The 24,061-nt window shown below is 73.6% G+C and carries 16 protein-coding genes; 3 read left to right on the forward strand and 13 right to left on the reverse strand.

Annotated elements, in window-relative coordinates; all coding sequences use genetic code 11:
* Positions 1–28: 28 nt before the first annotated feature.
* Positions 29–1,147 carry a glycerate kinase gene (locus tag ACH4N1_RS09220; protein ID WP_398095974.1) on the reverse strand — a complete coding sequence of 373 codons (1,119 nt, stop codon included), beginning with the start codon at positions 1,145–1,147 and terminating at the stop codon, positions 29–31.
* A gap of 241 nt (positions 1,148–1,388) precedes the next feature.
* Between ACH4N1_RS09220 and ACH4N1_RS09225 the strand changes: the two genes are divergently transcribed.
* Both ACH4N1_RS09225 and ACH4N1_RS09230 read left to right on the forward strand, forming a co-directional pair.
* Positions 1,389–2,465 carry an ADP-ribosylglycohydrolase family protein gene (locus ACH4N1_RS09225; RefSeq protein ID WP_398095706.1) on the forward strand — a complete coding sequence of 359 codons (1,077 nt, stop codon included), beginning with the start codon at positions 1,389–1,391 and terminating at the stop codon, positions 2,463–2,465.
* A 75-nt stretch (positions 2,466–2,540) separates the two neighbouring features.
* Positions 2,541–3,032, forward strand: a complete 492-nt coding sequence (locus ACH4N1_RS09230; protein WP_398095707.1) for an NUDIX domain-containing protein — start codon at positions 2,541–2,543, stop codon at positions 3,030–3,032.
* Between the two features lie 60 nt (positions 3,033–3,092).
* Here ACH4N1_RS09230 and ACH4N1_RS09235 read toward each other — a convergent pair whose 3' ends face one another.
* The 5 genes from ACH4N1_RS09235 to ACH4N1_RS09255 form a co-directional block, all read right to left on the reverse strand.
* Positions 3,093–3,293 carry a type II toxin-antitoxin system VapB family antitoxin gene (locus ACH4N1_RS09235; protein WP_382792503.1) on the reverse strand — a complete coding sequence of 67 codons (201 nt, stop codon included), beginning with the start codon at positions 3,291–3,293 and terminating at the stop codon, positions 3,093–3,095.
* 171 nt (positions 3,294–3,464) lie between these two features.
* Positions 3,465–5,030: a right-handed parallel beta-helix repeat-containing protein gene (locus tag ACH4N1_RS09240; protein ID WP_398095709.1), complete on the reverse strand. Its 1,566-nt coding sequence runs from the start codon at positions 5,028–5,030 to the stop codon at positions 3,465–3,467.
* Between the two features lie 244 nt (positions 5,031–5,274).
* Entirely contained in the window at positions 5,275–5,766 is a 492-nt protein-coding gene (locus tag ACH4N1_RS09245) for a methylated-DNA--[protein]-cysteine S-methyltransferase (RefSeq protein WP_398095711.1), read from the reverse strand.
* A 23-nt stretch (positions 5,767–5,789) separates the two neighbouring features.
* The gene (locus tag ACH4N1_RS09250; protein ID WP_398095713.1) at positions 5,790–7,367 is read right to left on the reverse strand and encodes an AlkA N-terminal domain-containing protein; all 1,578 of its coding nucleotides are present in this window, start codon (positions 7,365–7,367) and stop codon (positions 5,790–5,792) included.
* Positions 7,368–7,447: 80 nt separating this feature from the next.
* Entirely contained in the window at positions 7,448–9,433 is a 1,986-nt protein-coding gene (locus ACH4N1_RS09255; RefSeq protein ID WP_398095976.1) for a heavy metal translocating P-type ATPase, read from the reverse strand.
* A gap of 56 nt (positions 9,434–9,489) precedes the next feature.
* Here ACH4N1_RS09255 and ACH4N1_RS09260 point away from each other — a divergent pair, with 56 nt between their 5' ends.
* On the forward strand, positions 9,490–9,846 hold the full coding sequence (locus tag ACH4N1_RS09260; protein WP_366058014.1) for a metalloregulator ArsR/SmtB family transcription factor: 357 nt from the start codon (positions 9,490–9,492) through the stop codon (positions 9,844–9,846).
* 72 nt (positions 9,847–9,918) lie between these two features.
* On the opposite strand, the gene ACH4N1_RS09265 is transcribed toward ACH4N1_RS09260, so the two are convergent.
* From ACH4N1_RS09265 to ACH4N1_RS09295, 7 genes are all read right to left on the reverse strand, one after another.
* A complete protein-coding gene (locus tag ACH4N1_RS09265; protein ID WP_398095716.1) occupies positions 9,919–10,569 on the reverse strand; it encodes a hypothetical protein in 651 nt (216 codons plus the stop codon).
* Between the two features lie 63 nt (positions 10,570–10,632).
* Complete coding sequence (gene lpdA, locus ACH4N1_RS09270; protein ID WP_398095718.1) at positions 10,633–12,045, reverse strand: dihydrolipoyl dehydrogenase; 1,413 nt, start codon at positions 12,043–12,045, stop codon at positions 10,633–10,635.
* Positions 12,046–12,224: 179 nt separating this feature from the next.
* Complete coding sequence (locus ACH4N1_RS09275) at positions 12,225–16,121, reverse strand: glycoside hydrolase family 2 TIM barrel-domain containing protein (protein WP_398095720.1); 3,897 nt, start codon at positions 16,119–16,121, stop codon at positions 12,225–12,227.
* Positions 16,122–16,289: 168 nt separating this feature from the next.
* The gene (locus tag ACH4N1_RS09280) at positions 16,290–20,594 is read right to left on the reverse strand and encodes a molybdopterin-dependent oxidoreductase (protein ID WP_398095721.1); all 4,305 of its coding nucleotides are present in this window, start codon (positions 20,592–20,594) and stop codon (positions 16,290–16,292) included.
* Positions 20,595–20,879: 285 nt separating this feature from the next.
* Positions 20,880–21,389 (reverse strand): O-acetyl-ADP-ribose deacetylase, encoded by a 510-nt coding sequence (locus tag ACH4N1_RS09285; RefSeq protein WP_398095723.1) that lies wholly within the window; start codon positions 21,387–21,389, stop codon positions 20,880–20,882.
* A 99-nt stretch (positions 21,390–21,488) separates the two neighbouring features.
* On the reverse strand, positions 21,489–22,904 hold the full coding sequence (locus ACH4N1_RS09290; RefSeq protein ID WP_398095978.1) for a phytoene desaturase family protein: 1,416 nt from the start codon (positions 22,902–22,904) through the stop codon (positions 21,489–21,491).
* 187 nt (positions 22,905–23,091) lie between these two features.
* Entirely contained in the window at positions 23,092–23,940 is an 849-nt protein-coding gene (locus ACH4N1_RS09295; RefSeq protein ID WP_398095725.1) for an inositol monophosphatase family protein, read from the reverse strand.
* Between the last annotated feature and the right edge of the window lie 121 nt (positions 23,941–24,061).

Raw genomic sequence — 24,061 nt, forward strand, 5'->3', positions numbered from 1 at the left:
CGGATCGGCCGGCCCGGATCAGGTCAGGTCAGGTCAGGAAGTCCCGGCCGATCCGCTCCGCGACCCGCTCGAGGATCGGGCCGGCCTCCGCGATGCACGTGGCGACGTCCGGCTCGGCGTCCGTGAGCGGATAGGCCCGCCGGATGCCGGCCCGGCCCAGGGCCTCGGGCGGCAGCGCCAGACGGCCGCACACCGCGACGACCTCCTTGCCGGCCGCACGGGCCGCCGCGGCGACCCCGGCGGGCGCCTTGCCGTGCAGGGTCTGCTCGTCGAGGGACCCCTCGCCGGTGATCACCAGCTCGGCCCGCTCCAGCGACGGCGCGAACCCCAGCACGTCCAGCATGACCTCGATGCCGGCCCGGAACCGGGCGCCGAGCAGCAGGGCGCCGTACCCGATGCCGCCCGCGGCGCCCGCCCCCGGCGCGGCGGCGTACTCGGCGGCGCGCGGCCCGACCGAGGTCTCCAGCACCGTGGCGTAGTGCGTGAGCGCCGAGTCCAGCGCCGCCACGTCGTCCGGCGAGGCGCCCTTCTGCGGGCCGTAGACCGCCGGGGCGCCCTTGGGACCGGTCAGCGGATTGTCGACGTCGCTGGCCAGGACGAGTTCCACGGAGGCCAGGCGCGGGTCGAGACCGGAGAGGTCCGCGCTCGCCAGGTCCGCGAGACCGCCGCCGCCCGGTGGGACGGGCGCGCCGTCCGCGGTCAGGAAGCGGGCGCCCAGCGCGGACAGCATGCCCGCGCCACCGTCCGTGGTGGCGCTGCCGCCGACCCCGAACACGATCGTGCGCACCCCCGCGTCCAGCGCGGCCCGCAGCAGCTCGCCCGAGCCGTACGTGGAGGCCGTCAGCGGGGCGAACACGCCGGCCGGCAGCCGTTGCAGTCCGCTCGCCTCGGCCATCTCCACCACGGCGGTGTCGCCGCGCAGCGCGAACGCGGCGGTGACCTCCTGCCCGAGGGGGCCGGCGACCCGCACCTCCCGGCGTTCGAACCCGGCCGCGACCGCCGCGGCGACCGTGCCGTCGCCGCCGTCGGCGACCGGCAGGGCCTCGACCTCGACCTCCGGCAGGGCCCGGCGCAGTCCGGCCGTCACCCGCTCGGCGACCTCGACGGCCGTCAGCGAGCCCTTGAACTTGTCCGCGGCCACGAGCACCCTGCGGGTGCCCCGCGCTCCAGCGTCCGCCACTTCCATCCCCTTGCTCTCCCGGGCCCACGCGCATCGGGGCCAGTCGCGCCGCTGCGACCTTAACCGGCGGGCGCCCTCGCCGTCATGCCCTGTCCGGGCCGTGAACAGCCACGACGCCACCGCCAGCGGCCCCCGTCCCCTGCGGGCCGGGCGCGGACGGGCGGCGCGCGGGGACGCGGCAGGTCGCGGGATCGGGTAGACCGGAAGCATGACCGCTGTGGGCAACGAGCCCGGACTCGCCGACCGCGTCCTCGGGGGCTGGCTGGGCCGCATCGCCGGGAACATGCTGGGCAAACCGGTCGAGCAGGGCGACCTGTGGACGCGCGAACGCATCGACCGCTACCTGCGGCGGGCGGACGCCCTGCCGCTCACCGACTACCTGCCCGAACCGGCCCCCGGCCACGACGGGCCGCCGCTGCGCCCCGAGTGGCGCCAGTGCGTCCGCGGCCGCGTCCACGGCAGCTGCCGCGACGACGACATCGACTACGCCGTCCTGGGCCTGGACCTCCTGGAGACCCACGGCTTCGGCTTCAGCACCGAGCAGGTCGGCGATCTGTGGCTGCTGCGGCTGCCGTACCTCCAGACGTTCACCGCGGAGCGCGCGGCCTACCGCAATCTCGCGAACGGGCTGAAGCCGCCGCTGACGGCGACGTACGACAACCCGTACCAGGAGTGGATCGGCGCCCTGATCCGCGCCGACATCCACGGGTGGACCAGCCCGGGCCTGCCCCGCCGCGCCGCCGCGCTGGCCCGCCGGGACGCGGTGCTGTCGCACACCGGCAACGGGGTCTACGGGGCGATGTGGGCGGCGGCGCTGGTGTCGGCCGCCTTCACCGCGCCGTCGGTGCGGCACGCCGTGGACGAGGCGCTGGCGGTGATCCCGGCGAGCAGCCGCCTCGCCCGGACCGTACGCCGGGTCACCTCCCTCCACGGCACCGGTCTGAGCTGGGAGGACACGCTCAGCACGGTGGCGGAGGAGACGGCGGGCCTGGGCTGGATCCACACGGTCCCCAACGCCGCCGTCCTCACCGCCGGGCTGCTGTACGGCGACGGGGACTTCACCCGCACCATCGCCCTCACCGTGCGCGGCGGCCTGGACACCGACTCCAACGGGGCGACGGCCGGTTCCGTGGCCGGGGTGCTGACCGGAGCGGCCGCGATCCCCGCGCAGTGGACGGAGCCGCTGGAGGACACCGTGCGCAGTGCCGTGTTCGGCTTCGACGGGGTGCGGATCAGCGAGCTCGCGGGGCGCACACTGCGGCTGGTGGGGGCGGACACCCCGTGAACGGGCCGGTCCCCCGCCTCCGCGCGCGGCGTCGGCGGGCACGGGACCGGACATCCGGCTGGATACCCTTCGGGGATGACCACCACTGACTACGCCACGTACATCGCCTCGCTGCCCCGCGTCCTGGCCGGCGCCGCCACGCTCTTCCGGGACGCGCGGGGGCGGGTGCTGCTGGTCGAGCCCAACTACCGCGCCGGGTGGGTGCTCCCGGGCGGCACGGTCGAGTCCGACGACGGTGAGACCCCGCGCCGGGGCGCGCGCCGCGAGACGCTGGAGGAGATCGGCCTCGACCGCGAGCCGGGACGGCTGCTCGCCGTGGACTGGGTGCAGGGTCAGAACCGGCCACCGCTGGTGGCGTACGTGTACGACGGCGGAGTCCTCGACGAGGAGGACCTCAAGGCGATCCGCCTCCAGGAGGAGGAGCTGCTGTCCTGGCGGCTGGTGCCGCGCGAGGAGATCACCGACCACCTCCTGGGCACCCTCGGCCACCGGGTGCTGGCCGCGCTGGACGTCCTGGCCGACGGCTCTGGGACGGCGGAGCTGGAGAACGGCCACCGGGTGGCGTGACGGGCGGACCCGCGGGTTCCGCGGGGCGCCCTCGCCGGGGGCGGAGCGTTCGTGGCGGTCTCAGCCCTCCACGTCACGCGGCTTGACGTCCACCGCGCGCAGCGCCTCGTCGCGGGTGGCGGTCCGCGCCTCGGTGCGGTGACCGCGCTCGATGTAGTCGCGCACCACGAGTTCGACGGCGTCCCGGGGACTCCCCACACCGGTGAGCACCATGACCTCGACGACGAGATCGGCGTCGAGGGAGATTTCGACCTTGGCCATGGCCGGACGATAGCACCGGCCGGGACCGCTCGGTGTCCGTTCGCGGACCCCGGCGGCCCCCGCCGGACGACGGTGACGCCCCGGCGGCCGGTGGGGGCCGTCGGGGCGTCGGGGCGTCGAGGCGTCGGGGCGGAGCGCGTGGGGGTGGGCGGTCCGCCCGCCGGGCAGGCCCTAGTTGCCGCCGAAGGTGACGACCAGCCGGCCGTCCGAGGCGTAGGACCAGTGCAGGGCCCCGGAGTAGGACGAGCAGCGGGAGCCGTTCGTGCCGGACCAGAACTGGTTGGTGCCGTCGGCGCTGCCGATGATCCGGTCGTTGGTGCCGCTGCCGCTGCGGCAGGAGGTGTTGCCCCGGAACACCGAGGTGCCGGCGTCGAAGTTGAAGTTGCGCTGGGCGTTGTCGATGCTGATGTTGTCCGACACCGTCATGGAGCCGGGGTTGCTGTTGTAGGTGAAGCCGTGCTTGCCGTTGTGGTAGGCGATGCTGCGCCGGACGATGTGGTCGACCGCGATGTCCTCGCCGCCGAGCTTGTATCCGTTGCGGTCGCCGTTGCCGGCCTGGGAGCCGTCGCTGAGGGTGCCGTTGTCGTAGGCGAGGGAGTCCTCGATGGTGACCGGGCCGATCGGGCCGGTGTCCGACTTGGTGTAGAGGTCCCAGCCGTCGTCGATGTTGTTGTGGGACACGGCGTAGCGGAAGACGTTCCCGGGGCCGGTGGTGAGCTTGGCGGCGAAGCCGTCGGCGTCCTCGCCGTCAGAGTCGGCGTTGTCGTGCGACTCCGCGCTCAGGATGAGGTTGTTCGACGGCCACTGGCTGCTGGGGGTGCTGGACAGCATCCGGGAGAGCTGCAGGCCGGTGTCGCGGTTGAAGCGGGTCACCGTGCGCTCGATGACGTTGTTGCTGCCGCCGACGAAGATGCCGTTGTCCCCGGCGCGTTCGACGACGATCCCCTTGATGTGCCAGTACGACCCGTTGACGGCGAGGCCGCGGTTGGCGGGGTCCTCGGCCTGGGCGGAGAAGTTCAGGACCGGCGTCTCACCGGGGTAGGCGAGGAGTTCGGTGCGGTCGGCGGCGGTGCCGTTGTTGCCCGCCGGGATGGTGACCGTCTGGGCGTGGCGGTACGTTCCGCCGCGCAGGTAGATGGTGCCGCCGGGGGTGATGCGGCTGATCGCCGAGGTGAGCGTGGTGGGCGCCGTCTGGGTGCCGGCGGCGCCGTCGGTGCCGTCGGGCGCCACGTAGAGGGCGGTCGCCGAGGGCGGCGGGGTGGTGGTGCCGCCGGTCTCGGCGTCGAGGTGGTCGATGTTGGGCAGTCCGGCGGCCGTGGTGGGGCTGAGCCGGATGATGTTGCTGCCCGACGTCACCGGCACCGACAGCGTCTTCGTCGTCCACGCGCCCCAGGTGCCGGTGCTCTCGAAGGAGACCGTGGTGGCCGACGAGCCGTTCACCGTGAGGGTCGCGGGCCGGGCGGCGGTCGTCCCGTTGGCGAAGCGGACGCCGAGCGTCGCCGTGCCGGCGGCGGAGGCGTTCACGGTGAACTGCACCGACGCGCCGACCGCGTTGGTGGCGTTGCAGAATCCGCTGCCGGAGTAGCCGGCCCAGTCGGAGTCGATGGTGCCGGTGCAGACCGCGGGCGAGGTCTCCGCCTCGTAGCGGGTGGACGCTGCCTGCGCCGTGTTGCCGGACAACGCGACGACTGTGCCGGCCAGCAGGCCGACGCACGCGATGACGGGTCTCCGTTGCATCGTTCTCTCCAGGTGGTTGCGGCTCTACCGACGAGGGTTCGCTGACCCCTTTGCCCTGCGGCGGGCCCGGTGCGACCATACGGCTGGTTCGACGAGGTGAACACGGCGGACGACCGGGCTCGGCACGCAGAGGACGAAAGCGCTTACCCCCTGGAAGGTAAGCACTTGCCATGAGCGCGTCAACGGCCCTGCATGTGATTGTTGTTCAGAGACGTGAACGAGAACGGTTCGAACCCGGCGGAGCCTAGAAGAGTGCCGCGGCGCCCCTTCCGCTCTCGAAGTCCAGCAGCTGCCGCTTGCGTTCCAGGCCGCCGCCGTAACCGGTGAGGCTGCCGTTCGCGCCGACGACACGGTGGCAGGGGACGATGATGCCGACCGGGTTCCGGCCGTTGGCGAGACCCACGGCGCGGGAGGCGGTCGGCCGGCCGAGGGCCTCGGCGAGTTCACCGTAGGTGCGGGTCTCGCCGTAGGGGATCTGCCGCAGGGCCTCCCAGACCGTGCGCTGGAACGGTGTGCCGTGCAGCCTGAGCGGGAGCGTGAAATCCTTCGACTCGCCCGCGAAATAGGCCTCCAACTGTTCCTCGACAGCGCCGAAGAGCGTGTCGTCGCGGGAGCCGAAGCTCTCCTCGACCGGACGGTGGCGCTGTTCGGTCATGTAGAGACCGCACAGGACACCGTCGTCGGCGACGAGCGTGAGGGGGCCGTACGGGCTGTCGATGACGGTGTACCGCTTCATGGTGCGTCCCTTCGTGAACGTGCTCAGGCCGGAAGGTGGTTGACCGGGTGGCTGCCGGTCGCCCACAGGTACTGGACGGCGTACGCCCGCCAGGGGCGCCACGCCGCCGCGCGGGCGGTCAGCGCCGCCGGGGTGGACGGCAGGCCCAACTCCTCGGCGGCGCGCCGGATTCCGAGATCGGTGGGGAGGAAGGCGTCGGGGTCGCCGAGTGCGCGCATCGCGATGACGTCGGCCGTCCAGGGGCCGAACCCGGGCAGCTCCAGCAGTCGGGCACGGGCCTCGGCCCAGTCGGACTCCACTCCCAGGTGCAGCCCGCCGCCCGCGAGTCGGGCGACGAGGGTGGTGAACGTCGTACGGCGGGTGCGGGGCATCGCCAGCGAGGCGGGGTCGAGGGCGGCGAGCGCCTCGGGCGTCGGGAAGAGGTGGGTGAGGCCGCCCTCCGGGTCGTCGACGGCGTCCCCGTACGCGGTGACCAGCCGGGCCGCGTGGGTGCGGGCCGCCGCCGTGGACACCTGCTGCCCGAGGACCGCGCGCACGGCGAGCTCCGCCTCGTCCACGGTGCGCGGGACGCGGCGGCCCGGCGCCTTGTCCACCAGCGGGGCGAGCAGCGGGTCGGCCCGCAACCGGTCGTCGACGGCCACGGGGTCGGCGTCCAGATCGAGCAGCCGCCGGCAGCGGCTGATGGCGACGGTGAGGTCCCGCAGGTCGCTGAGGGTGAGCCGGCAGGCGATGTGGTCGGGGCGCGGGGCGAGCCCCACGATCCCGTGCCCGTACGGCAGCCGCAGCGTGCGCCGGTACGCCCCGCCCCGCCACTCCTCGACGCCCGGCACGGCGGTCGCCGCGAGGTGCCCGAAGAGGTTGTCGGGGTTGAGGGGGGCGCGGAACGGCAGGCGGAGCTGGAGGGTGACGGGGGCGGCAGGGGCCGCGGCCGTTCCGGCGGGTGGCGTGCCCGGCGTCGGCCGGATCGGGGACGTCAGGGTCGCGGGTGTGGGGGTGCGGAGTGCCGTCGCGGTGGCGTCGCCGCGCTTCGGGACGCGGGCGCGCAGCTCGGTCGGGGAGAGGGCGAAGACCTCGCGCACGGTGTCGTTGAACGCGCGCACGGACGCGAAGCCCGCCGCGAACGCCACGTCGGCCATGGGCAGCGCGGTGGACTCGATGAGCAGTCGGGCGGTCTGGGCCCGCTGGGCGCGGGCCAGCGCGAGGGGGCCCGCGCCGAGTTCCGCGAGGAGCTGGCGCTCGACCTGGCGGGTGCTGTAGCCGAGGCGGCCGGCGAGGCCGGGCACGCCCTCGCGGTCGACCACGCCGTCGGCGATCAGCCGCACGGCGCGGGCCACGAGGTCGGCGCGCCGGTTCCACTCCGGGGAGCCGGGGCTGGTGTCGGGCCGGCAGCGCTTGCAGGCCCGGAACCCGGCCTGCTGGCAGGCGGCGGCGCTCGCGTGGAACACCATGTTCTCCGGTTTCGGCGCCACCACCGGGCAGCTCGGCCGGCAGTAGATGCCGGTGGTCAGGACGGCGGTGAAGAACCAGCCGTCGAACCGCGCGTCCTTGGACTGCACAGCGCGCACACAGCGTTCCCGGTCGGTGTACATCCCGTTCAGCATGCGTCCAGCATCGGCCATCGGGCCCGTCGCACGCTGGCGGGAATCCGACATCAGCCTCGCGTGTGCTGCGCCCTCGCCGGTCACCCCTGCCAGGCGCGCTCCCGCAGCAGCCGCAGCCCGTTGAGCCCGACCAGTACGGTCGACCCCTCGTGACCGGCCACACCGAGCGGCAACGGGAGGTGGCCGACGAGGTCCCACAGGACGAGGCCGGTGATGAACGTGCCGGCGATCACCAGGTTCTGCAGCACCAGTCGGCGCGCGGTCCGCGAGAGCCGTACGACCGCCGGTACGGCCGTGAGGTCGTCGCGGACCACGACGGCGTCGGCCGTCTCCAGTGCGAGGTCGGAGCCCGCCCGGCCCATCGCGAGACCCGCGTGGGCGGCGGCGAGCGCGGGCGCGTCGTTGACGCCGTCCCCGACGAACAGCACCTTGCGGCCCGCGCGGTGGAGGCCGCGGACGGCGTTCACCTTGTCCTCGGGGAGCAGGTCCGCTCGGACGTCCGTGATGCCGGTGGCCTCGGCGACGCGGGCGGCGGCGGGTGCGTTGTCGCCGGTGAGGAGGACCGGGGTGGTGCCGGTGAGCCCGGCGAGGGCGGCGGTGGCGGCCGGGGCGGCGGGGCGGAGGCGGTCGGTGAGGACGAGGGTGCCGACGGGGGTGGCGTCGCGGGTGACGAGGACGGTGGTGCCGGCCGGGGGGCGGGGGTGCGGGCGGTCGAGGCGGGAGTGGCGGGGAGCGGGATCGTGTGTGCCGGCGCCCGCCGGCAGGTGGGTGTCCCCCGTCCTGCCCACCTCCACCACGCGCCCGTCCACCACGGCGCCGACCCCGCGTCCCGGGGTCGCCACGAAGTCCCGTGCCGGGGAGATCCGCAGTCCGCGGGCGCGGGCCGCTTCCACGACCGCCCGCGCCAGCGGGTGTTCGCTGGGGTGCTCGGCGGCCGCGGCCAGGGCGAGGAGGGCGTCGGCGTCGAGGCCGGAGCCCGGCAGCGGGCACACGTCGGTGACCTCGGGTGCTCCCTCGGTGAGGGTGCCCGTCTTGTCGAGGGCGGCGGTGTCGATCTCGCCGAGGCGTTCCATGGCGACGGCGGACTTGACCAGGACGCCGTGCCGGCCGGCGGTGGCGATGGCGGACAGCAGCGGCGGCATGGTGGCCAGGACGACCGCGCACGGCGACGCGACGATCATGAAGGTCATCGCGCGGAGCAGGGCGTCGGTGAGGTCCGCGCCGAAGGCGAGCGGCAGGGCGAAGACGGCGAGGGTGGCGGCCACGACGGCGACGGCGTAGCGCTGCTCGATCTTCTCGATGAACAACTGCGTCGGCGCCTTGGTGCGGGAGGCCTCCTCGACGAGGGTGACGATGCGGGCGATGACGGAGTCGGCGGGGTCGCGTTCGACGCGCACGCGGAGGGCGCCGGTGCCGTTGAGGGTGCCGGCGAAGACGTCGTCGCCGGGACGCTTGACCACCGGCAGCGGTTCGCCGGTGACGGTCGCCTGGTCGGCCTCGCTGACCCCGTCGACGACGCGGCCGTCGCCGCCGATGCGTTCGCCGGGGCGGACCAGCAGCAGGTCGCCGACGCGGAGTTCGGCGGCCGGGACGGTTTCCTCCCCGTCGTCGGTGAGGCGGGTGGCGGTGTCCGGGGCCAGGTCGAGGAGGCCGCGGACGGAGTCGGCGGTGCGGGCGGTGGCCAGCGCCTCCAGGGCGCCGGAGGTGGCGAAGATGACGATCAGCAGGGCTCCGTCGAAGACCTGCCCGATCGCGGCCGCCCCGAGCGCGGCGACGATCATCAGCAGGTCGACGTCGAGGGTCTTCTCACGCAGGGCCCGCAGCCCTTCGAGGGCCGGTTCCCAGCCGCCGGCCGCATAGGCGACCGCGTACGGGATTCCGTACGCCCACGACGGTGCGCCGCCGACGTCGAAGCCCAGGCCGGCCAGGAAGGCGACCGTGGCCGCGAGGGCCCAGCGGGCCTCCGGAAGGGCGAGGAGGCGGGTGCGGCGGCGGGGCGCCGCCGGGCCCGCGGCGGTGGGGGGAGAGGCAAGGGTGTTGGACAACGTGGACACCCGCCCCACCATACAGGAACACATGAAGACTCATTCATTCGTTCATGTCAGGTGGGTAAGATACCGGCATGGGTCATGGAGCCGTCACCACCACAGCCACCGAGCGCGTGCGCCTGGACGCGGACAACGTGGCGAAGGTGGCCACCACCCTCCAGGCCCTCTCCACCCCCTCCCGGCTGCTGATCCTCGCGCGCCTGCGCGAAGGCCCGCTCCCCGCCACGGAGTTGGCCGCCGCGGTGGGCATGGAGCAGTCCGCGTGCTCGCACCAGCTGCGGCTGCTGCGCAACCTGGGCCTCGTGGTCGGCGAGCGGCGCGGCCGTTCGGTCGTCTACGCGCTGCACGACCACCACGTCGCCGAACTCCTCGACCAGGCCGTCTACCACGTGGAGCACCTGCGCCTGGGCATCAGCGACACCTCCGAGTGACCCGCCACCCGCCGCACCGCCGAGCCCGGGCCGGCAAAAGCCGCCCTTCCCCCGTCAGCCGGTCTTCGCCCGTCAGCCGGTCTTCGCCAGCCAGGACGCCAGGGCCCGGAGCACGAGCACGTCGACCGCCATCACCACCACCGACCACAGGGGTTCGTACGGCAGGAAGAGGAACTGGGCGACGAGGCCGAGCGAGGCGAGGAGGACGCCCGGGACACGGGCCCGGGGGGAGCCCCGCAGGAGGCTCGCGCCGGTGACGGCGGCCAGGAGGCCCAGGACGAGGTGGATCCAGCCCCAGCCGGTGAGGCTCAGCCCGTAGACGTACGAGCCGACCCGGGCGTAGATGTCGTCCTCGGCGATCGCGGCGACGCCCTGGAGGAGGGCGAGGAACCCGCCGCACAGCATCAGGGTGCCGGCGAGGGTCACGCAGCCGCCGACCCCGGTGCCGGACCGGTCGGGCGGGCGGGGTCCGCCGCGCGGCACGGACCAGGCGGTGCCGATCTCACCCGTCGGGCCGCCTCGGGGGCGGACCTCCGGCGGCCGCTCGCGCCCGGCCCGCTCGTCGCCCGGACCACCCGGACCACCCGAGCCGCCCTTGCCGCCCCCGCCGCCCCCGCCGCCCGAGCGGCTCGTGTCCCCCTGCGGGGTGCCACCGTCCGCCATGGTGCCCTCCCTGGTCAGCCGGCGCTGTCCGCGGGCGCGGTCCACCGGCTGCCAGGACACCGTGGGTCCGCGGCGGGGGCGAGCGCGGCGGGACCGTCCGGGTGAACGGGCCCGCCGCCCTTCTCACATGTTGATCATGTGTCCGGCCAGGCCGTGCACGGCCTCCTTGACGGCCTCGCTCAGGGTGGGGTGGGCGTGGACGTTGCGGGCGACCTCGTGGACGGTGAGGTCCCACTGCTGGGCCAGGGTCAGCTCGGGCAGCAGCTCGGTGACGTCGGGGCCGATGAGGTGGCCGCCGAGCAGCTCGCCGTACCTGGCGTCGCTGATCAGTTTCACGAACCCGGTGGTGTCGCCGAGCCCGTGCGACTTGCCGTTGGCGGTGAAGGGGAACTTGGCGACCTTGACGTCGTACCCGAGGTCGCGGGCCTGGGCCTCGGTGTGGCCGAAGCTGGCGATCTGGGGCTGGCAGAAGGTGGCGCGGGGGATCATCGCGTAGTCGAGTTCCATGGTCTCCGCGTCGGCGAGGGTCTCGGCGGCGACGACGCCCATCGCCTCGGCCGCGTGCGCGAGCATCAGCTTGGCGGTGACGTCACCGATGGCGTAGATGTGCGGGACCGACGTGCGGCAGCGGCCGTCCACGTCGACGGCGCCGCGCTCGGTGACCGTCACGCCGGTGTTCTCCAGGCCGTAACCGGTCACGTTCGGGGCGAAGCCGATGGCCTGGAGGACCTTGTCGGTCTCCAGGACCTGCTGGGCGCCGTCCTTGCCGGTGACGGTGACCCGGACCCGCGGGCCGGACTCGTCGATCGCGTCGACGCGCGTCGAGGTGAGCACGTCGATGCCCAGCCGGCGGTACTGCCTGGCCAGTTCGGCGGAGACCTCGGCGTCCTCCAGCGGCGCCATCCGGTCCAGGAACTCGACGATCGTGACCTTCACGCCGTAGTGGTGCAGGACGTAGGCGAACTCGATGCCGATCGCGCCGGCTCCCGCGATGACGATCGACTGCGGCAGGTCCTCGGCGAGGATCTGCTCCTCGTAGGTCACCACCCGGGCGCTGCGCTTGGTGCCGGGCAGCAGCTTCGGGGTGGCGCCGGTGGCGATGATGCAGTGCGTGAACCCGATGGTGCGGGTCTCGCCGTCGTAACCGCTCACCTGGAGCGTGTGCGGGTCGAGGAAGGTGCCGCGGCCGTCGTACTCGGTGATCTTGTTCTTCTTCATCAGGAAGTGGACGCCCTTGACGCGGCCGTCGGCGACCTTGCGGCTGCGGCGGTAGGCCTCGCCGTAGTCGAAGGAGACCTCTCCGTCGACCTTGATCCCGAACGTCTTCGCCTCACGGGTGAAGATGTGCGCGAGTTCGGCGTTGCGCAGGAGGGCCTTGGTCGGGATGCAGCCCACGTTCAGACAGACGCCGCCCCAGTACTTCTCCTCCACGACGGCGACGCGTTTCCCCAGCTGGGCGGCGCGCACCGCGGCGACGTAGCCGCCGGGCCCGGCGCCGAGTACGACGACGTCGAAGTGCTCGTCCTGCTCCACCATGGGACGTTCCTCTTCCTTGCTCGGCGTTATCCGTTCCGTGGTGGATTGTTCCGCTCCCCCGCGCCCGCCGCCACAGAGATCGTCGCGGTGTGTCCGAGATCGCTGTCGGGACCGCTGTGGAGAGGACCCGTCGGGACGGCTCCGGCAGGTCCTCTCCGCCGTGGGTGCGGGTGGCGCGTCTACTCCGTCGCCGTCGGCCGGCGCGAGGCCGCCGTGGCGTCCGCGACACGGCTCAGCGGACGCAGCCGGTAGGTGTACGCGTAGTCGCGGTCGGCGAACAGCTTGTACTCGTCGTGGGTGTGCGCGCCCCAGCTGTTGTCACCGCCGACGCCCATCTGCCGGTGGCTCAGGCGCAGGACGACCTCGGGGCGGGGGGTGAGCTGGTAGTCGTGGCGGGCGCCGACCGACAGGTCCTCGGGCGTGAAGTGGGAGGCGTTGACCTCCAGCAGGGGTTCGCCGGTGGCGAGCAGGCCGGCGCCGTCGCGGTCGGTGAGGGCGATCCAGCGCACGTCGGTCCTGTTGCCGTTCTCCTGCGGGCGGATGTACGGCGTCCACTGGCCGGTCACCGTCCCGGAGTACAGGCCCACGTCGGTGCCGTCGTTGCGGTCCCAGTGGTTCTCCTCGGGGCCGCGGCCGTAGTAGTGGACGTGCTCCAGGCGGGCCGGCAGGAACAGGATGCTCCCGACCTCCGGGAGGTACGGCAGGTCCGCGGCGCCCGGACGCAGGGTGTGGTCGACCTTGATCTCGGCGTTCCCGAACACGGTGTAGATGGTGGTGTACGACGACGGGGTCGTGGTCGGCAGGGTGCCGGTGACCTCGATCCGCACGGCCCGGTCGCGCAGGGCGCGCACGCTCACACCGGTGACCGTGCGACGGGTGCCCGCGTCGCGCCAGGTGCGGTTGCGAGTGTGCTGGCCGTTGCCGAGGTCGTTGTCGGTGGGCGCCCGCCAGAAGTTGGGCGCCGGCCCCGAGACGACGAGGGGGACGCCGTCCGCCTCGTAGGAGGTGATGACGCCGGTGCGCTTGTCGACGGTGACGGAGAAGTCCCGGCCGGTGACGGTGACCGTCGTGCCGCCGTCCTCGTGGATGAGGGCGGGCACGCTCCGGAGGGGGACGGGGGTGACGGCCGGACTGCCCGCTTCCAGGGGGAGTTGATGCCGCGCCACCTCGAATCCGGCCTCGGCCCAGGGGGTGGACTCCCGGAGGGTGAAGGACAGTTCGAGGAAGTACTCGCTGCCGGGCGGCGGGGCGGTGGGCAGCTTCACGGGGACGGTGACGTCCTTGCGGGTCAGCGGCGGCACGTCGAGCTGGCCGCGGGTCAGCCGGCCCTTCCGGGTGACCTTCCCGTCGGTGACGAGCGACCAGGTCGCGTCGAAGGCGCGGAGGTTGGTGAAGAGGTGCTCGTTGGTCAGCGTGACCGCGCCGGGGCCGCCGCCGGGCACCGCCGCCGCGTCGACGGCCTGGTGGACGCGCTTGACCTCGGCGGCCTTGCCGGTGTGGCGGCGGTCGGCGGTGACGATGCCGTCGGCGACGAAGGCGCCGTCGTTGGGCAGGTCGCCCCAGTCGCCGCCGTAGGCGAGGAAGGTCTTCTCGCGCGGCTGCCTCTCGTCGACGGCGACGGTCGCCGCGTCGAACCAGAACCGCACGCCGTCGTCGCCGGGACCGCGGTCGTCGTCGGCGAGTTCGGCCGCGGTCAGCGCGCGGGCGTGGACGCGGGCGCGGCGGATGGTGCCGCTGAACTCGCGCGTGTGGTTGTCGGTGTCGTTGCCGAGGGCGAGGGGCGCGGTGTTGCCGCTCGGGCGGCGGGTGGTGGCGCGGGTGGCCCGTACCACGCCGTCGACGTACAGGGTGAGGGTGCCGGCGTCCGCGTCGAAGACGCCCGCGACGTGGTGTTCGCGGCCGGTCCAGTCCTCGGGGACGGTCCAGTTGGCGGTGATCCACTGGCCGCCGCCGTGGATGAAGAACTCCAGGGTCCGGTCGTTCTGCTTCAGGGCGTACTGGGTGTCGCCCTTGGCGATGATCGGCTGGTGGTAACCGGTGAAGCGGGGGGTGACCCAGGCCTCCAGGGTGAGGGAGCCGGTGAGGTCGAGGCCGGGGTCGCGGGCGAAGACGGTGGCTCCGGAGACACCCCGGGCGCGGTCGAAGGTGCCGCTGGACGCCATGAGTTCACCGCGGAGCCGGGCGGGACCGCTCTCGGTGAACAACGTGCGGGCCGGCGTGGGCCAGTTGAGGGACTGGTCGACGAAGTCCCAGATCCAGCCGCCCTGGAGGACGTCGTGGCGGCGGACGAGGTCCCAGTACTTCTTGAAGTTGCCGGTGGAGTTCCCCATCGAGTGGCTGTACTCGATCATGACGTACGGCCGGGTGTCGGCGGTGTCCTTCGCGCGCTGTTCGACGCGTTGGGGGCTGTCGTACATCTCGGAGCGGATGTCGCTGACGCCGGGGCGGTCGTCGCCCTCGTACTGGATGACGCGGGTGGGGTCGTAGGAGCGGATCCAGTCGTGCATGGCGGTGAAGGTGCTGCCGCCGCCGGCCTCGTTGCCGAGGGACCAGATGACGACCGAGGCGTGGTTCTTGTCGCGGTGGACCATGTTCTGGGCGCGGGCCACGCAGGCGGCCGTCCAGTCGGGGTGGTCGCCGGGGTACCGGTCGCGGATGCCGTGGGTCTCGAGGTTGGTCTCGTCGACGAGGTAGAGGCCGTACTCGTCGGCGAGTTCGTACCACTGCGGGTTGTTCGGGTAGTGCGAGGTGCGGACGGAGTTCATGTTCAGCCGCTTGATGATCCTGATGTCCTGGATCATGTCGGCGCGGGTGAGGGCGGTGCCGCGGGCGGGGTGCATCTCGTGCCGGTTGGTGCCGCGGAAGGAGACGGGGCGGCCGTTGATGCGCATCAGCCCGTCCTTGAGGGCGAACTCGCGCAGGCCGACCCGGTGGGAGAGGGTCTCGATCACCTTTCCGGCGGGGTCGCGCAGGCGCAGGACGGCGGTGTGGAGGTAGGGGTCCTCGGCGGACCAGAGGCGGGGGGAGGGGACGGCCCGCGCGGCGCGTACGGTCGTCTCGCCGCCGGGGTCGAGGTCGACGGTCTGCCGGAGCGGGCGGGGCCAGACGGGGTGCCCGTCGGCGTCGTACAGAAGGGTGTCGACGGTGTACCGTCCGCCGGATCCGCCCGCGTAGTCCCGCACGCTCGCCGTGACCGCCAGCTCCGCGGTGGTGTGGTCGGCGCCGAGCGGGGTGTCCAGCTTGAAGTCGCGCAGGTGGACGGCCGGGGTGGAGAAGAGGTAGACCGAGCGGAAGATGCCGCTCAGCCTGATCATGTCCTGGTCCTCCAGCCAGTCGCCGTCGGAGTAGCGGTACACCTCGACGGCGATCTGGTTGGTGCCGGGCTTCAGGTGGTCGGTGATGTCGTACTCGGCGGGGGTGCAGGAGTCCTCGTGGTAGCCGACGAGACGGCCGTTGATCCACACGTAGTGCGCGGACTTGACCCCTTCGAAGTGCAGGAACGTCCGTCGCCCGGCCCAGTTCGCGGGCACGGTGAAGGTGCGCCGGTACTGGCCGACGGGGTTGTGGCGGGTGGGTGCGGCGGGCGGCTGCGGGTTCTCGCCGTGGCCGTTGGGGCCCCAGTACGGGTAGGTGATGTTGACGTAGATCGGGCGGTCGTACCCGTGCAGCTGCCAGACCGACGGGACGGGGATGGTGCCCCAGGAGCTGTCGTCGAGGTCGGTGCGGTGGAAGTCGGCGTCGCGGTCGTCGGGGCGGTCGGCGTGCGCGAACCTCCAGGTCCCGTCGAGGTCGATCCGGTAGGGGGAGCGGGTGCGGTCGGCGGCGAGGGCCTGGGCGAGGTCCGCGTACGGCATGAGGGTGGTGTGGGGTGGTTCGGTGCCGAGCCGGAAGACGTCGAGCCGGCCGTTCCACTCCGGGGTCGTCTCCGCGGCGGCGGCGCGGCGGCCGGCGGCGGGGGCGGAGAGGGCGAGCGCGCCGAGTACGGCGGCCGATCCCTCGAGGAGACGACGACGGCTGACGGCCACCCGCGGGGGGCGGTCCGGCCGGTGCATGGACGACACGTGCGGGTGCGACATGACCATGACCTTCCTCGTGGCGAACCGTGCGGCTGCACGGGACGGAGGGTGCGTCAGATCTTGTCCGTTGGTGTTGACAAACCGAACAGGGACGCGCCGGTATTGGCCGAATATCAACTCAACTCGGCGCAACGCGACTTGACGGGGATCACCCTGGGTGACCGCCCGTCAGTAGACGTCGCGCACGTACCGTTTGTCGGCGGCCAGCTGCTTGACGTACGCCGCCGCCTCCGGCTCCCCCAGGCCGCCGTGGACGACGGCGACGTCCCGCAGGGCCTCGTCGACGTCCCTGGCCATGCGGGAGGCGTCCCCGCAGACGTAGAAATGGGCGCCGTCCCGCAGCCAGGACCACAGCTGGGAGCCGTGCTCGCGCATTCTGTCCTGCACGTAGATCTTGGCGCGCTGGTCGCGCGAGAAGGCGGTGTCCAGGCGTTCCAGGGTGCCGTCGGCGAGCAGGTCGGTCAGTTCCTCCTCGTAGAGGAAGTCGGTGGCCCGGCGCTGCTCGCCGAAGAACAGCCAGTTGGGGGCCCGGTGCCCGCGCGCGCGGCGCTCCTCGAGGAAGCCGACGAACGGCGCCACGCCGGTGCCGGGTCCCACCATCACCATCGGGGTCGACGGATCGGCGGGCGGCCGGAAGTGCGGTGAGCGCTGCACGTGCACCGGCACCCCGGTGCCCGGCCCGGCGTCGGCCAGGAAGGGTGAGCAGACACCCTGCCGGGAGCGGCCCGCCAGGTTCTCGTACCGCACGACGGAGACGGTGAGCGAGACGAGGTGGGGGTCGGTGAGCGGGCTCGACGAGATGGAGTACAGGCGCGGCTGGAGCCGTCCGAGCGCCTCGGCCCAGTCCTGCGCCCCGGCCCGCACCCCGAACTCGGCGGCCACGTCGACGGCCTGCCGCCCCCAGGACCACTTCGCCAGCTCGCCCTTGTTGTCCGGGCGCAGCAGTTTGCGCAGCTCGCGGGGGTCGCGGGCGCGGTCGGCGGTGAACCGCAGCAGGGCGGGGGTGATCCGGGTGATGTCGAGGTGGCGCAGCAGGGCCTCGTCGAGCGCGACCTCCCCGACACCGTTCAGCCGGACCCGCGCGTGCGCGTCGAGCCCGGTGACGGAGAGCCATTCCGCGACCAGGCCGGGTGCGTTGAGGGGGCGCACTCCGAGGGCGTCCCCGGCCTCGTAGACGAGCGGGGTCCCGCCGTCGCGGGTGTCGAAGGTGAAGCGGCGCACCTCCTTGCCGGAACCGGGCCGGCTCAGCAACCGGTTGCCGACCAGACGGGCGGTCACGGGAGCGGGGCGCCCGGAGCGGCGTGCGGTGGCGGTGACGGGCGAGGAAGACGCGGTCGATGGGACCGGTGGGGCAGATGGGGCTGGTGGGGCCGGTGGGGCCTGGGTGAGGAGCCCGGCCGCCGGTGCGGGCCGCACCGCCTGTCCGGTCCCCGCCGCTCCGGTCCCCGCCGCTTCCCCGGGTCCGGCCTCCTCGAGCGCGCCGAGCACCTGGTCCAGCCAGGCGTCGGCCTGCGGCTCGTAGTCCGGTTCGCAGTCGGTGCGGGGCGCCAGCCGTACGGCGCCCAGCTCGTCCATGCGGTGGTCGAGCCGGCGTCCGTGTCCGCAGAAGTCGTCGTAGGAGGAGTCCCCGAGGGCGAGGACGGCGTAGCGGCGGCCGGTCAGGCGTCCGGCGTCCAGGCCGGCCAGGCCGTCCCAGAAGCCGGCGCCGTTGTCGGGGGCGTCGCCGTCGCCGAAGGTGCTGGTGATCAGCAGGAGATCGGCGTCGGAGGGCAGGGCGGCGGGGTCGGCCTCGTCCATGGCGACGAGGGCGGGGGTGTGGCCGCCCGCGGCGAGCCGGTCGGCGGTGACGGCGGCGACCTCCTCGGCGTTGCCGGTCTGCGAGGCCCACAGGATCACCACCCGGCGTCCCGCGGGCCGCCGCGGCGCGGTGCCGGTGACCGGGTGGGCGCCGGGACCCTCGCCGGTGCGGGAGTACATCCCGGCCAGGGTGCCGTTGACCCAGAGGGCGTGGTCCGGGCTGAAGGGCGCGTCCGGCGGCAGCACCGGTACGCCGGGGGCACCGGCCGGGATCCCCGCGAGGAACCCGACCAGGTACCGCCGTTCCGGCTCGGTCAGGACCGGCGGCGGGACGGGCTCCAGACCGAACGCGGCGGCCGCGGAGTCGGACGGGGAGCCTGACGGGGAGAGGGCCGGCGCGGCGGGGGCCGCGGTGGCGGGGAACACGGCGCCGGGAGTCGCGGTGGCGGGACGGACCACGGTCGGCCCGACGGCCGGCGGGGGCGCCGGCAGGCTGCCGGGCGCCCGCACGCTCACCGGCGTCGACACCCGGCTCAGCGACACCGCGCACACCTTCAGCTCCGGCTGGAAGGAGAGCGGGTCGACGGCGTCGCCGGTCACGGCGTTGACGCTGAGGTACTCGCCGAACAGGTCGTTCCAGTGGAAGGGCGCGAAGCAGGAGCCGGGCAGCACCCGGTCGGTGACGACGGCGGGCAGCACGGCCCGGCCGCGCCGCGAGGCGACCTCCACCGAGTCGCCGTCGGCTATCCCGAGCCCGGCCGCGTCCTCGGGGTGCACCTCGACGAACGGGCCCGGATCGAGCTTGTTGAGCTTGGCCACCTTCGCCGTCTTGGTCAGGGTGTGCCACTGGTGCTGGAGGCGGCCGGTGTTGAGGACGAACGGGTAGTCGTCGTCCGGCATCTCGGCGGGCGGGACGTGCGGGCGGGCGTGGAAGACCGCGCGGCCGGTGGGGGTGGGAAAGGTGAGCGAGCCGTCCTCGTCGACGTACCGGACGGGGTTGCGGTGGGGGCCGTCGGCGGTGGCGGCCGGCCACTGCACGGGGGTGGCGCGCAGCCGCTCGTACGTCACTCCGCGCAGGTCGTAGCCGGTCCGCGGGTTGTGGAAGCGCTTGATCTCCTCGAAGATCTGCTCCGCGCTGTCGTAGGAGAAGCCGCTCTCGTAGCCCATCGCGCGGGCCACGGCCGCGATCAGCCGCCAGTCGGCCGTGGCCTCGCCGGGCGGGTCGGTGGCGGGGCGGGCCAGAGTGAGGTTGCGTTCGCTGTTGACGAGGACGCCCTCGGTCTCGGTCCACAGCGCGCCGGGCAGGACGACGTCGGCGTAGGCGTTGGTCTCCGTCTCGGAGAAGACGTCCTGCGCGACGACGAACTCGGCGGCCTCCAGGCCCTCGATGACCGTGCGGCGGTTGGCGACGGAGGCGACGGGGTTGGTGCAGATGATCCAGCAGGCCTTGATGTCGCCCGCGGCCATCTTCCGGAACATCTCGACGGTGCCCTTGCCGACGCCGTCGGCGCGGATCGTGCCGGGTTCCAGCCCCCACACGTCCTCGGCGAAGGCCCGGTCGGCGTCGACGAGCACGGACCGCTGTCCGGGCAGGCCGGGGCCCATGTAGCCCATCTCCCGGCCGCCCATGGCGTTGGGCTGGCCGGTGAGGGAGAACGGGCCGCTGCCGGGACGGCAGATCCTGCCGGTGGCGAGGTGGAGGTTGACCAGCGCGTTGGTGTTCCAGGTGCCGTGCGTGGACTGGTTGAGGCCCATCGTCCAGCAGCTGGTCCACTCCCCCGCCTCGCCGATCAGCCGGGCCGCCTCGCGCAGGTCGGCCTCGGGGATGCCGGTGATGCCGGAGACGGTCGCGGGCGGGTAGTCGGCGAGGAACTCCGGCATCGCCTCCCAGCCCTCGGTGTGCGCGGCGATGAAGGCGGGGTCGGTGTGCCCGTTCTCGTGCAGGAGGTGCAGGAGACCGTTGAGCAGGGCGAGGTCGGTACCCGGCCTGATCTGCAGGAACAGGTCGGCCTTGGCGGCGGTGGCGGTGCGGCGGGGGTCGACGACGATCAGTTTCGCGCCCGCCTTGACCCGGTCCGTCATCCGCAGGAAGAGGATCGGGTGGCAGTCGGCCGTGTTGGAGCCGATGACGAGGAAGACGTCCGCCCGGTCGAGGTCCTCGTAGGAGCCCGGGGGGCCGTCCGCCCCGAGGGACAGCTTGTAGCCGGTTCCCGCGCTGGCCATGCACAGCCGCGAGTTGGACTCGATCTGGTTGCTGCGCAGGTACCCCTTGACCAGTTTGTTCGCGAGGTACTGCGCTTCGAGGCTCAGCTGGCCGGAGACGTAGAGGGCGACCGCGTCGGAGCCGTGCTCGTCGACGACGGCGCGCAGCCGGCGTGCCGTCTCGGCGACGGCCGCGTCGACGGGCGTCGGCTCGGGTTCCTCGCCGCGGTCCGGGCGGACCAGGGCGGTGGTGAGCCGGCCGGGCGCGGCGAGCAGGTCGGCGGTGGTGGCGCCCTTGGTGCACAGCCGGCCGCGGTTCGCCGGGTGCTCCTTGTCGCCGGACGCCTTCAGGACCGTACGGCGTCCGTCCGCTCCGCGGCCCACGTCGAGGACCAGGCCGCAGCCGACGCCGCAGTACGAGCAGACCGTGCGCACCTTCGTCGTGCTGTCGGTCCGCGGGTCCGGCACGGCCACGGGCGCCCCCTTCTTCCTGACGATCGGCCTCACAGAAGCCGCTCTTCCTGACGACCGGCCTGGTGAGAGCCACCGCGAGCCTTCCGCGACGGTACGAACCGTGCATTACACAGGTGTCTCCCGGACCGGCCGCCGGGGGTTAATCCCGGCGCACAGCGGAGGACTGCCGGATGTGAGCGGGCACGCGCGCGGCGGCCCGCGCTCGGGCTCACCGGCGGGGCACCGGTCCGGTGGGAACGGGAACGAGGGGGGGCGGGGGCGGGGGCGGGGGCGGCCGTGCTCCCCTCAGCCCAGTCGCGCGGCGAACGCCGTGTACGCCTGTTCGTCGAAGAGGACGAACCTGACCTCCTCCACCGCCGTCGGCGTCGCCCGTACGGTCTCCACCGCGATCCGCGCGGCGTCGTCCACGGGCCAGCCGTAGATGCCGGCGGAGACGGCCGGGAAGGCGACGGTGCGGGCGCCGAGTTCGTCGGCGACGCGCAGGGACTCGCGGTAGCAGGAGGCCAGCAGCTCCGAGCGGTCCTCCTCGGCGCTGTGGCGGGGGCCGACCGTGTGGATCACCCAGCGGGCGGGAAGCCGGCCGGCGGTGGTGGCGACGGCCCGGCCGGCGGGCAGTCCCTTGCCGAGATGTCCGGCGCGGAGCCTGCGGCACTCCTCCAGGACGGCGGGGCCGCCGCGGCGGTGGATGGCGCCGTCGACCCCGCCGCCGCCCAGCAGTGAGGAGTTGGCGGCGTTGACGACGGCGTCCACGGACTGCGTGGTGATGTCGCCCCGGACGAAGGTGACGGCGGTCATGGCGGATCGGCCTCTCTCCGCGAAGGCGGGGTCTGCGAAGACGGGGTCGGTGAGGACGGGCGCTGTGAAGACGGGGTCGGTGATGCGGTGACGGCGGTGTTACGGCTGCTGCTGCCGCAGTCTGCGCCAGACCGCCTTGGCCGCGTTGTGGCCGGACATGCCGTGGACTCCGGGGCCGGGCGGGGTGGCCGAGGAGCAGATGAAGACGGCCGGGTGCGGGGTGGAGTACGGGGACAGGGAGAGTCTGGGGCGCAGCAGGAGCTGGAGACCGGACGCCGCGCCGGTGCCGATGTCGCCGCCGACGTAGTTGGCGTTGCGGGCGGCGAGTTCGGCGGGGCCGGCGATCGCGCGGGCCAGGACGCGGTCGCGGAATCCCGGCGCGAAGCGCTCCAGCTGGCGTTCCATCGTGTCGGTGAGGTCGCCGCTCCAGCCGTTGGGCACGTGGGCGTAGGCCCAGAAGACCTGCTGGCCGGCCGGGGCCCGGGTGGGGTCCACGACACCGGGCTGCACCGTGATCATGAACGGCTTCCGCGGGGGGCGGCCCTCCCGGGAGGCGGCGCGCAGGGCGGCGCCGATCTCCGCGCTGTCCGCGCCGATCTGGACCGTGGTGGCGCGGCGGGCCTCGTCGGCGGTCCAGGGGACCGGGCCGTCGAGCGCGTAGTCGATCTTGTAGACGCCGGCGCCGTACCGGTAGCGCTCGTAGAAGCGGCCGAGGCCGGCGATGCGGGCCAGGGCGGTGGGCGAGGTGTCGAAGACGTAGGCGCGGGCCGGGGGCAGGTCGTCGAGGCGCTTGACCTCGTAGTCGGTGTGGATGGCGCCGCCGAGGTCCTTCAGGTAGGCGGCCAGGGCGTCCGAGATGGCCTGGGAACCGCCGCGGACCACCGGCCAGCCGCGGGCGTGCGCGGCGAGCGCGAAGACCAGGCCGACCGCGCCGGTGGCGAAACCGCCGAGGGGGGCCATGACGTGGGCGACGAGTCCGGCGAAGAGGGTCCTGGCCTTCTCGTCGTGGAAGCGGCGGGTCAGCCAGGTGGACGGGGCCAGGCCGACCAGTCCGAAACGGGCGAGGGTGACGGGATCGCGGGGCAGTGCCGTCAGCGGCAGCGACATGAAGTCCCGGACCAGGGCGTCCCACTTGGGCAGGAAGGGCTCGACCAGCCTGCGGTACGCGCCCGCGTCGCGGGGGCCGAAGGAGGCCGCCGTCTCGGCGACCGAGCGGGACAGCACGGCCGCGCTGCCGTCGGGGAAGGGGTGCGCCATGGCCAGCTCGGAGTGGAGCCATTCGAGGCCGTACCGCTCCAGGGGCAGGGCGCGGAACGCGGGCGAGTTGACGCCGAGGGGGTGTGCGGCGGAGCACGGGTCGTGACGGAAGCCGGGGAGGGTGAGTTCCTCGGTGCGGGCGCCGCCGCCCACCGTGTCCTTCGCCTCGAAGAGGGCCACGGAGAAACCGCGGCGGGCCAGCTCCGCGGCGGCCGTCAGGCCGTTCGGCCCCGCTCCCACCACGACGACATCGAGCATCGACGACACTTGGACCCCTTCGTCAGCCGGCGGCCTCCGGGATCAGGATATGCCGGGAGCACGACGGCGTAGGCGGCGCGGTGGAACGTGGCCGTGGACCGCCGCCGACGCGGACGCCCTCACGGCCGGGGGCGAGGTTCAGGGGCGGGGACCCGGAAGGCCGGGGGTCAGGTCGGGAGGGCGAGGTTCAGGGGCGGGTCCCGGACAGCAGGCCGGTCACCCGCCGGGCCGTCGCCGCGTCCCGGGCGGCCGTGAACGGCAGGGAGTTGCCGCCCGTGATCCTGAACGGCTCGCCGGTGAGGGTGAGATGGGCGCCGCCCGCCTCCTCGACCAGCAGCAGTCCGGCCGCGTGATCCCAGGCCGCTTCCCAGGAGAAGGCCGTGGAGTCCAGCTCACCGCGGGCCACGGCGAGATACTCCAGGCCCGCCGAGCCGCAGGCGCGCGGGGCGACGCCGTCCGTCCACAGACCGAGCAGGGCGCGCTTCTGGTCGTCGGTGGTGTAGTCGGGGTGCGAGGTCGCCACCGTGAGGTCGCGGCCGGGTGCGGGCGGGCCGGCGAACAGCCGCTCGCCGTCCAGGAAGGCGCCGCCGCCGCGCACGGCGGTGGCCAGCTGGTCGCGGGCGGCGGCGTACGTCCAGGAGGCGTGCACGACGCCGTGCCGGGCGAGGGCGACCAGGGTGCAGAAGCCGTCGTCGCCGTGCACGAACTGCCGGGTGCCGTCGACCGGGTCGACTATCCACACCGGGGCGTCGCCCCGTATCGCCTCGTAGACGGCCGGGTTGGCGTGCACCGCCTCCTCGCCGACGACGACCGAACCGGGCAGCAGGGCGCCGAGGGCCTCGGTGAGGTACAGCTCGGCGTTGCGGTCGGCGTCGGTGACCAGGTCGTGCGGCCCGGTCTTCTGGTCCACCTCGTGTGCGGCGAGCCGCCGGAAGCGCGGCAGGATCTCCGCGGCGGCGGCCTTGCGGACGGCGTCCGCCACGTCACCGGCGTGGCGGACGAGAAACTCGTCGATGGTTTCCGTGTCTCCGATCATGCCCCCATGAGAACACGCCCCACTGACAATCCCCGCCGCGCCGGTGCACACCCGGTGGAATCGGGATGAAGAGAGGAGAAGGGGAGGAGAAGAAGGGGAGAGAGGAGACGGGCCTCGCCTC

This window comes from Streptomyces sp. NPDC017202, assembly GCF_044331705.1.
Lineage (GTDB): Bacteria > Actinomycetota > Actinomycetes > Streptomycetales > Streptomycetaceae > Streptomyces.

What these genes read in the sequence shown, in the direction of transcription:
- ACH4N1_RS09245 (WP_398095711.1), bottom strand. Translation starts at nt 5,766, where the DNA reads ATGAAGCGGTACACCGTCATCGACAGCCCGTACGGCCCCCTCACGCTC.
- ACH4N1_RS09250 (WP_398095713.1), bottom strand. Translation starts at nt 7,367, where the DNA reads ATGCTGAACGGGATGTACACCGACCGGGAACGCTGTGTGCGCGCTGTG.
- ACH4N1_RS09240 (WP_398095709.1), bottom strand. Translation starts at nt 5,030, where the DNA reads ATGCAACGGAGACCCGTCATCGCGTGCGTCGGCCTGCTGGCCGGCACA.
- ACH4N1_RS09225 (WP_398095706.1), top strand. Translation starts at nt 1,389, where the DNA reads ATGACCGCTGTGGGCAACGAGCCCGGACTCGCCGACCGCGTCCTCGGG.
- ACH4N1_RS09230 (WP_398095707.1), top strand. Translation starts at nt 2,541, where the DNA reads ATGACCACCACTGACTACGCCACGTACATCGCCTCGCTGCCCCGCGTC.
- lpdA (WP_398095718.1), bottom strand. Translation starts at nt 12,045, where the DNA reads ATGGTGGAGCAGGACGAGCACTTCGACGTCGTCGTACTCGGCGCCGGG.
- ACH4N1_RS09260 (WP_366058014.1), top strand. Translation starts at nt 9,490, where the DNA reads ATGGGTCATGGAGCCGTCACCACCACAGCCACCGAGCGCGTGCGCCTG.
- ACH4N1_RS09295 (WP_398095725.1), bottom strand. Translation starts at nt 23,940, where the DNA reads ATGATCGGAGACACGGAAACCATCGACGAGTTTCTCGTCCGCCACGCC.
- ACH4N1_RS09285 (WP_398095723.1), bottom strand. Translation starts at nt 21,389, where the DNA reads ATGACCGCCGTCACCTTCGTCCGGGGCGACATCACCACGCAGTCCGTG.
- ACH4N1_RS09275 (WP_398095720.1), bottom strand. Translation starts at nt 16,121, where the DNA reads ATGTCGCACCCGCACGTGTCGTCCATGCACCGGCCGGACCGCCCCCCG.
- ACH4N1_RS09235 (WP_382792503.1), bottom strand. Translation starts at nt 3,293, where the DNA reads ATGGCCAAGGTCGAAATCTCCCTCGACGCCGATCTCGTCGTCGAGGTC.
- ACH4N1_RS09290 (WP_398095978.1), bottom strand. Translation starts at nt 22,904, where the DNA reads ATGCTCGATGTCGTCGTGGTGGGAGCGGGGCCGAACGGCCTGACGGCC.
- ACH4N1_RS09255 (WP_398095976.1), bottom strand. Translation starts at nt 9,433, where the DNA reads ATGGTGGGGCGGGTGTCCACGTTGTCCAACACCCTTGCCTCTCCCCCC.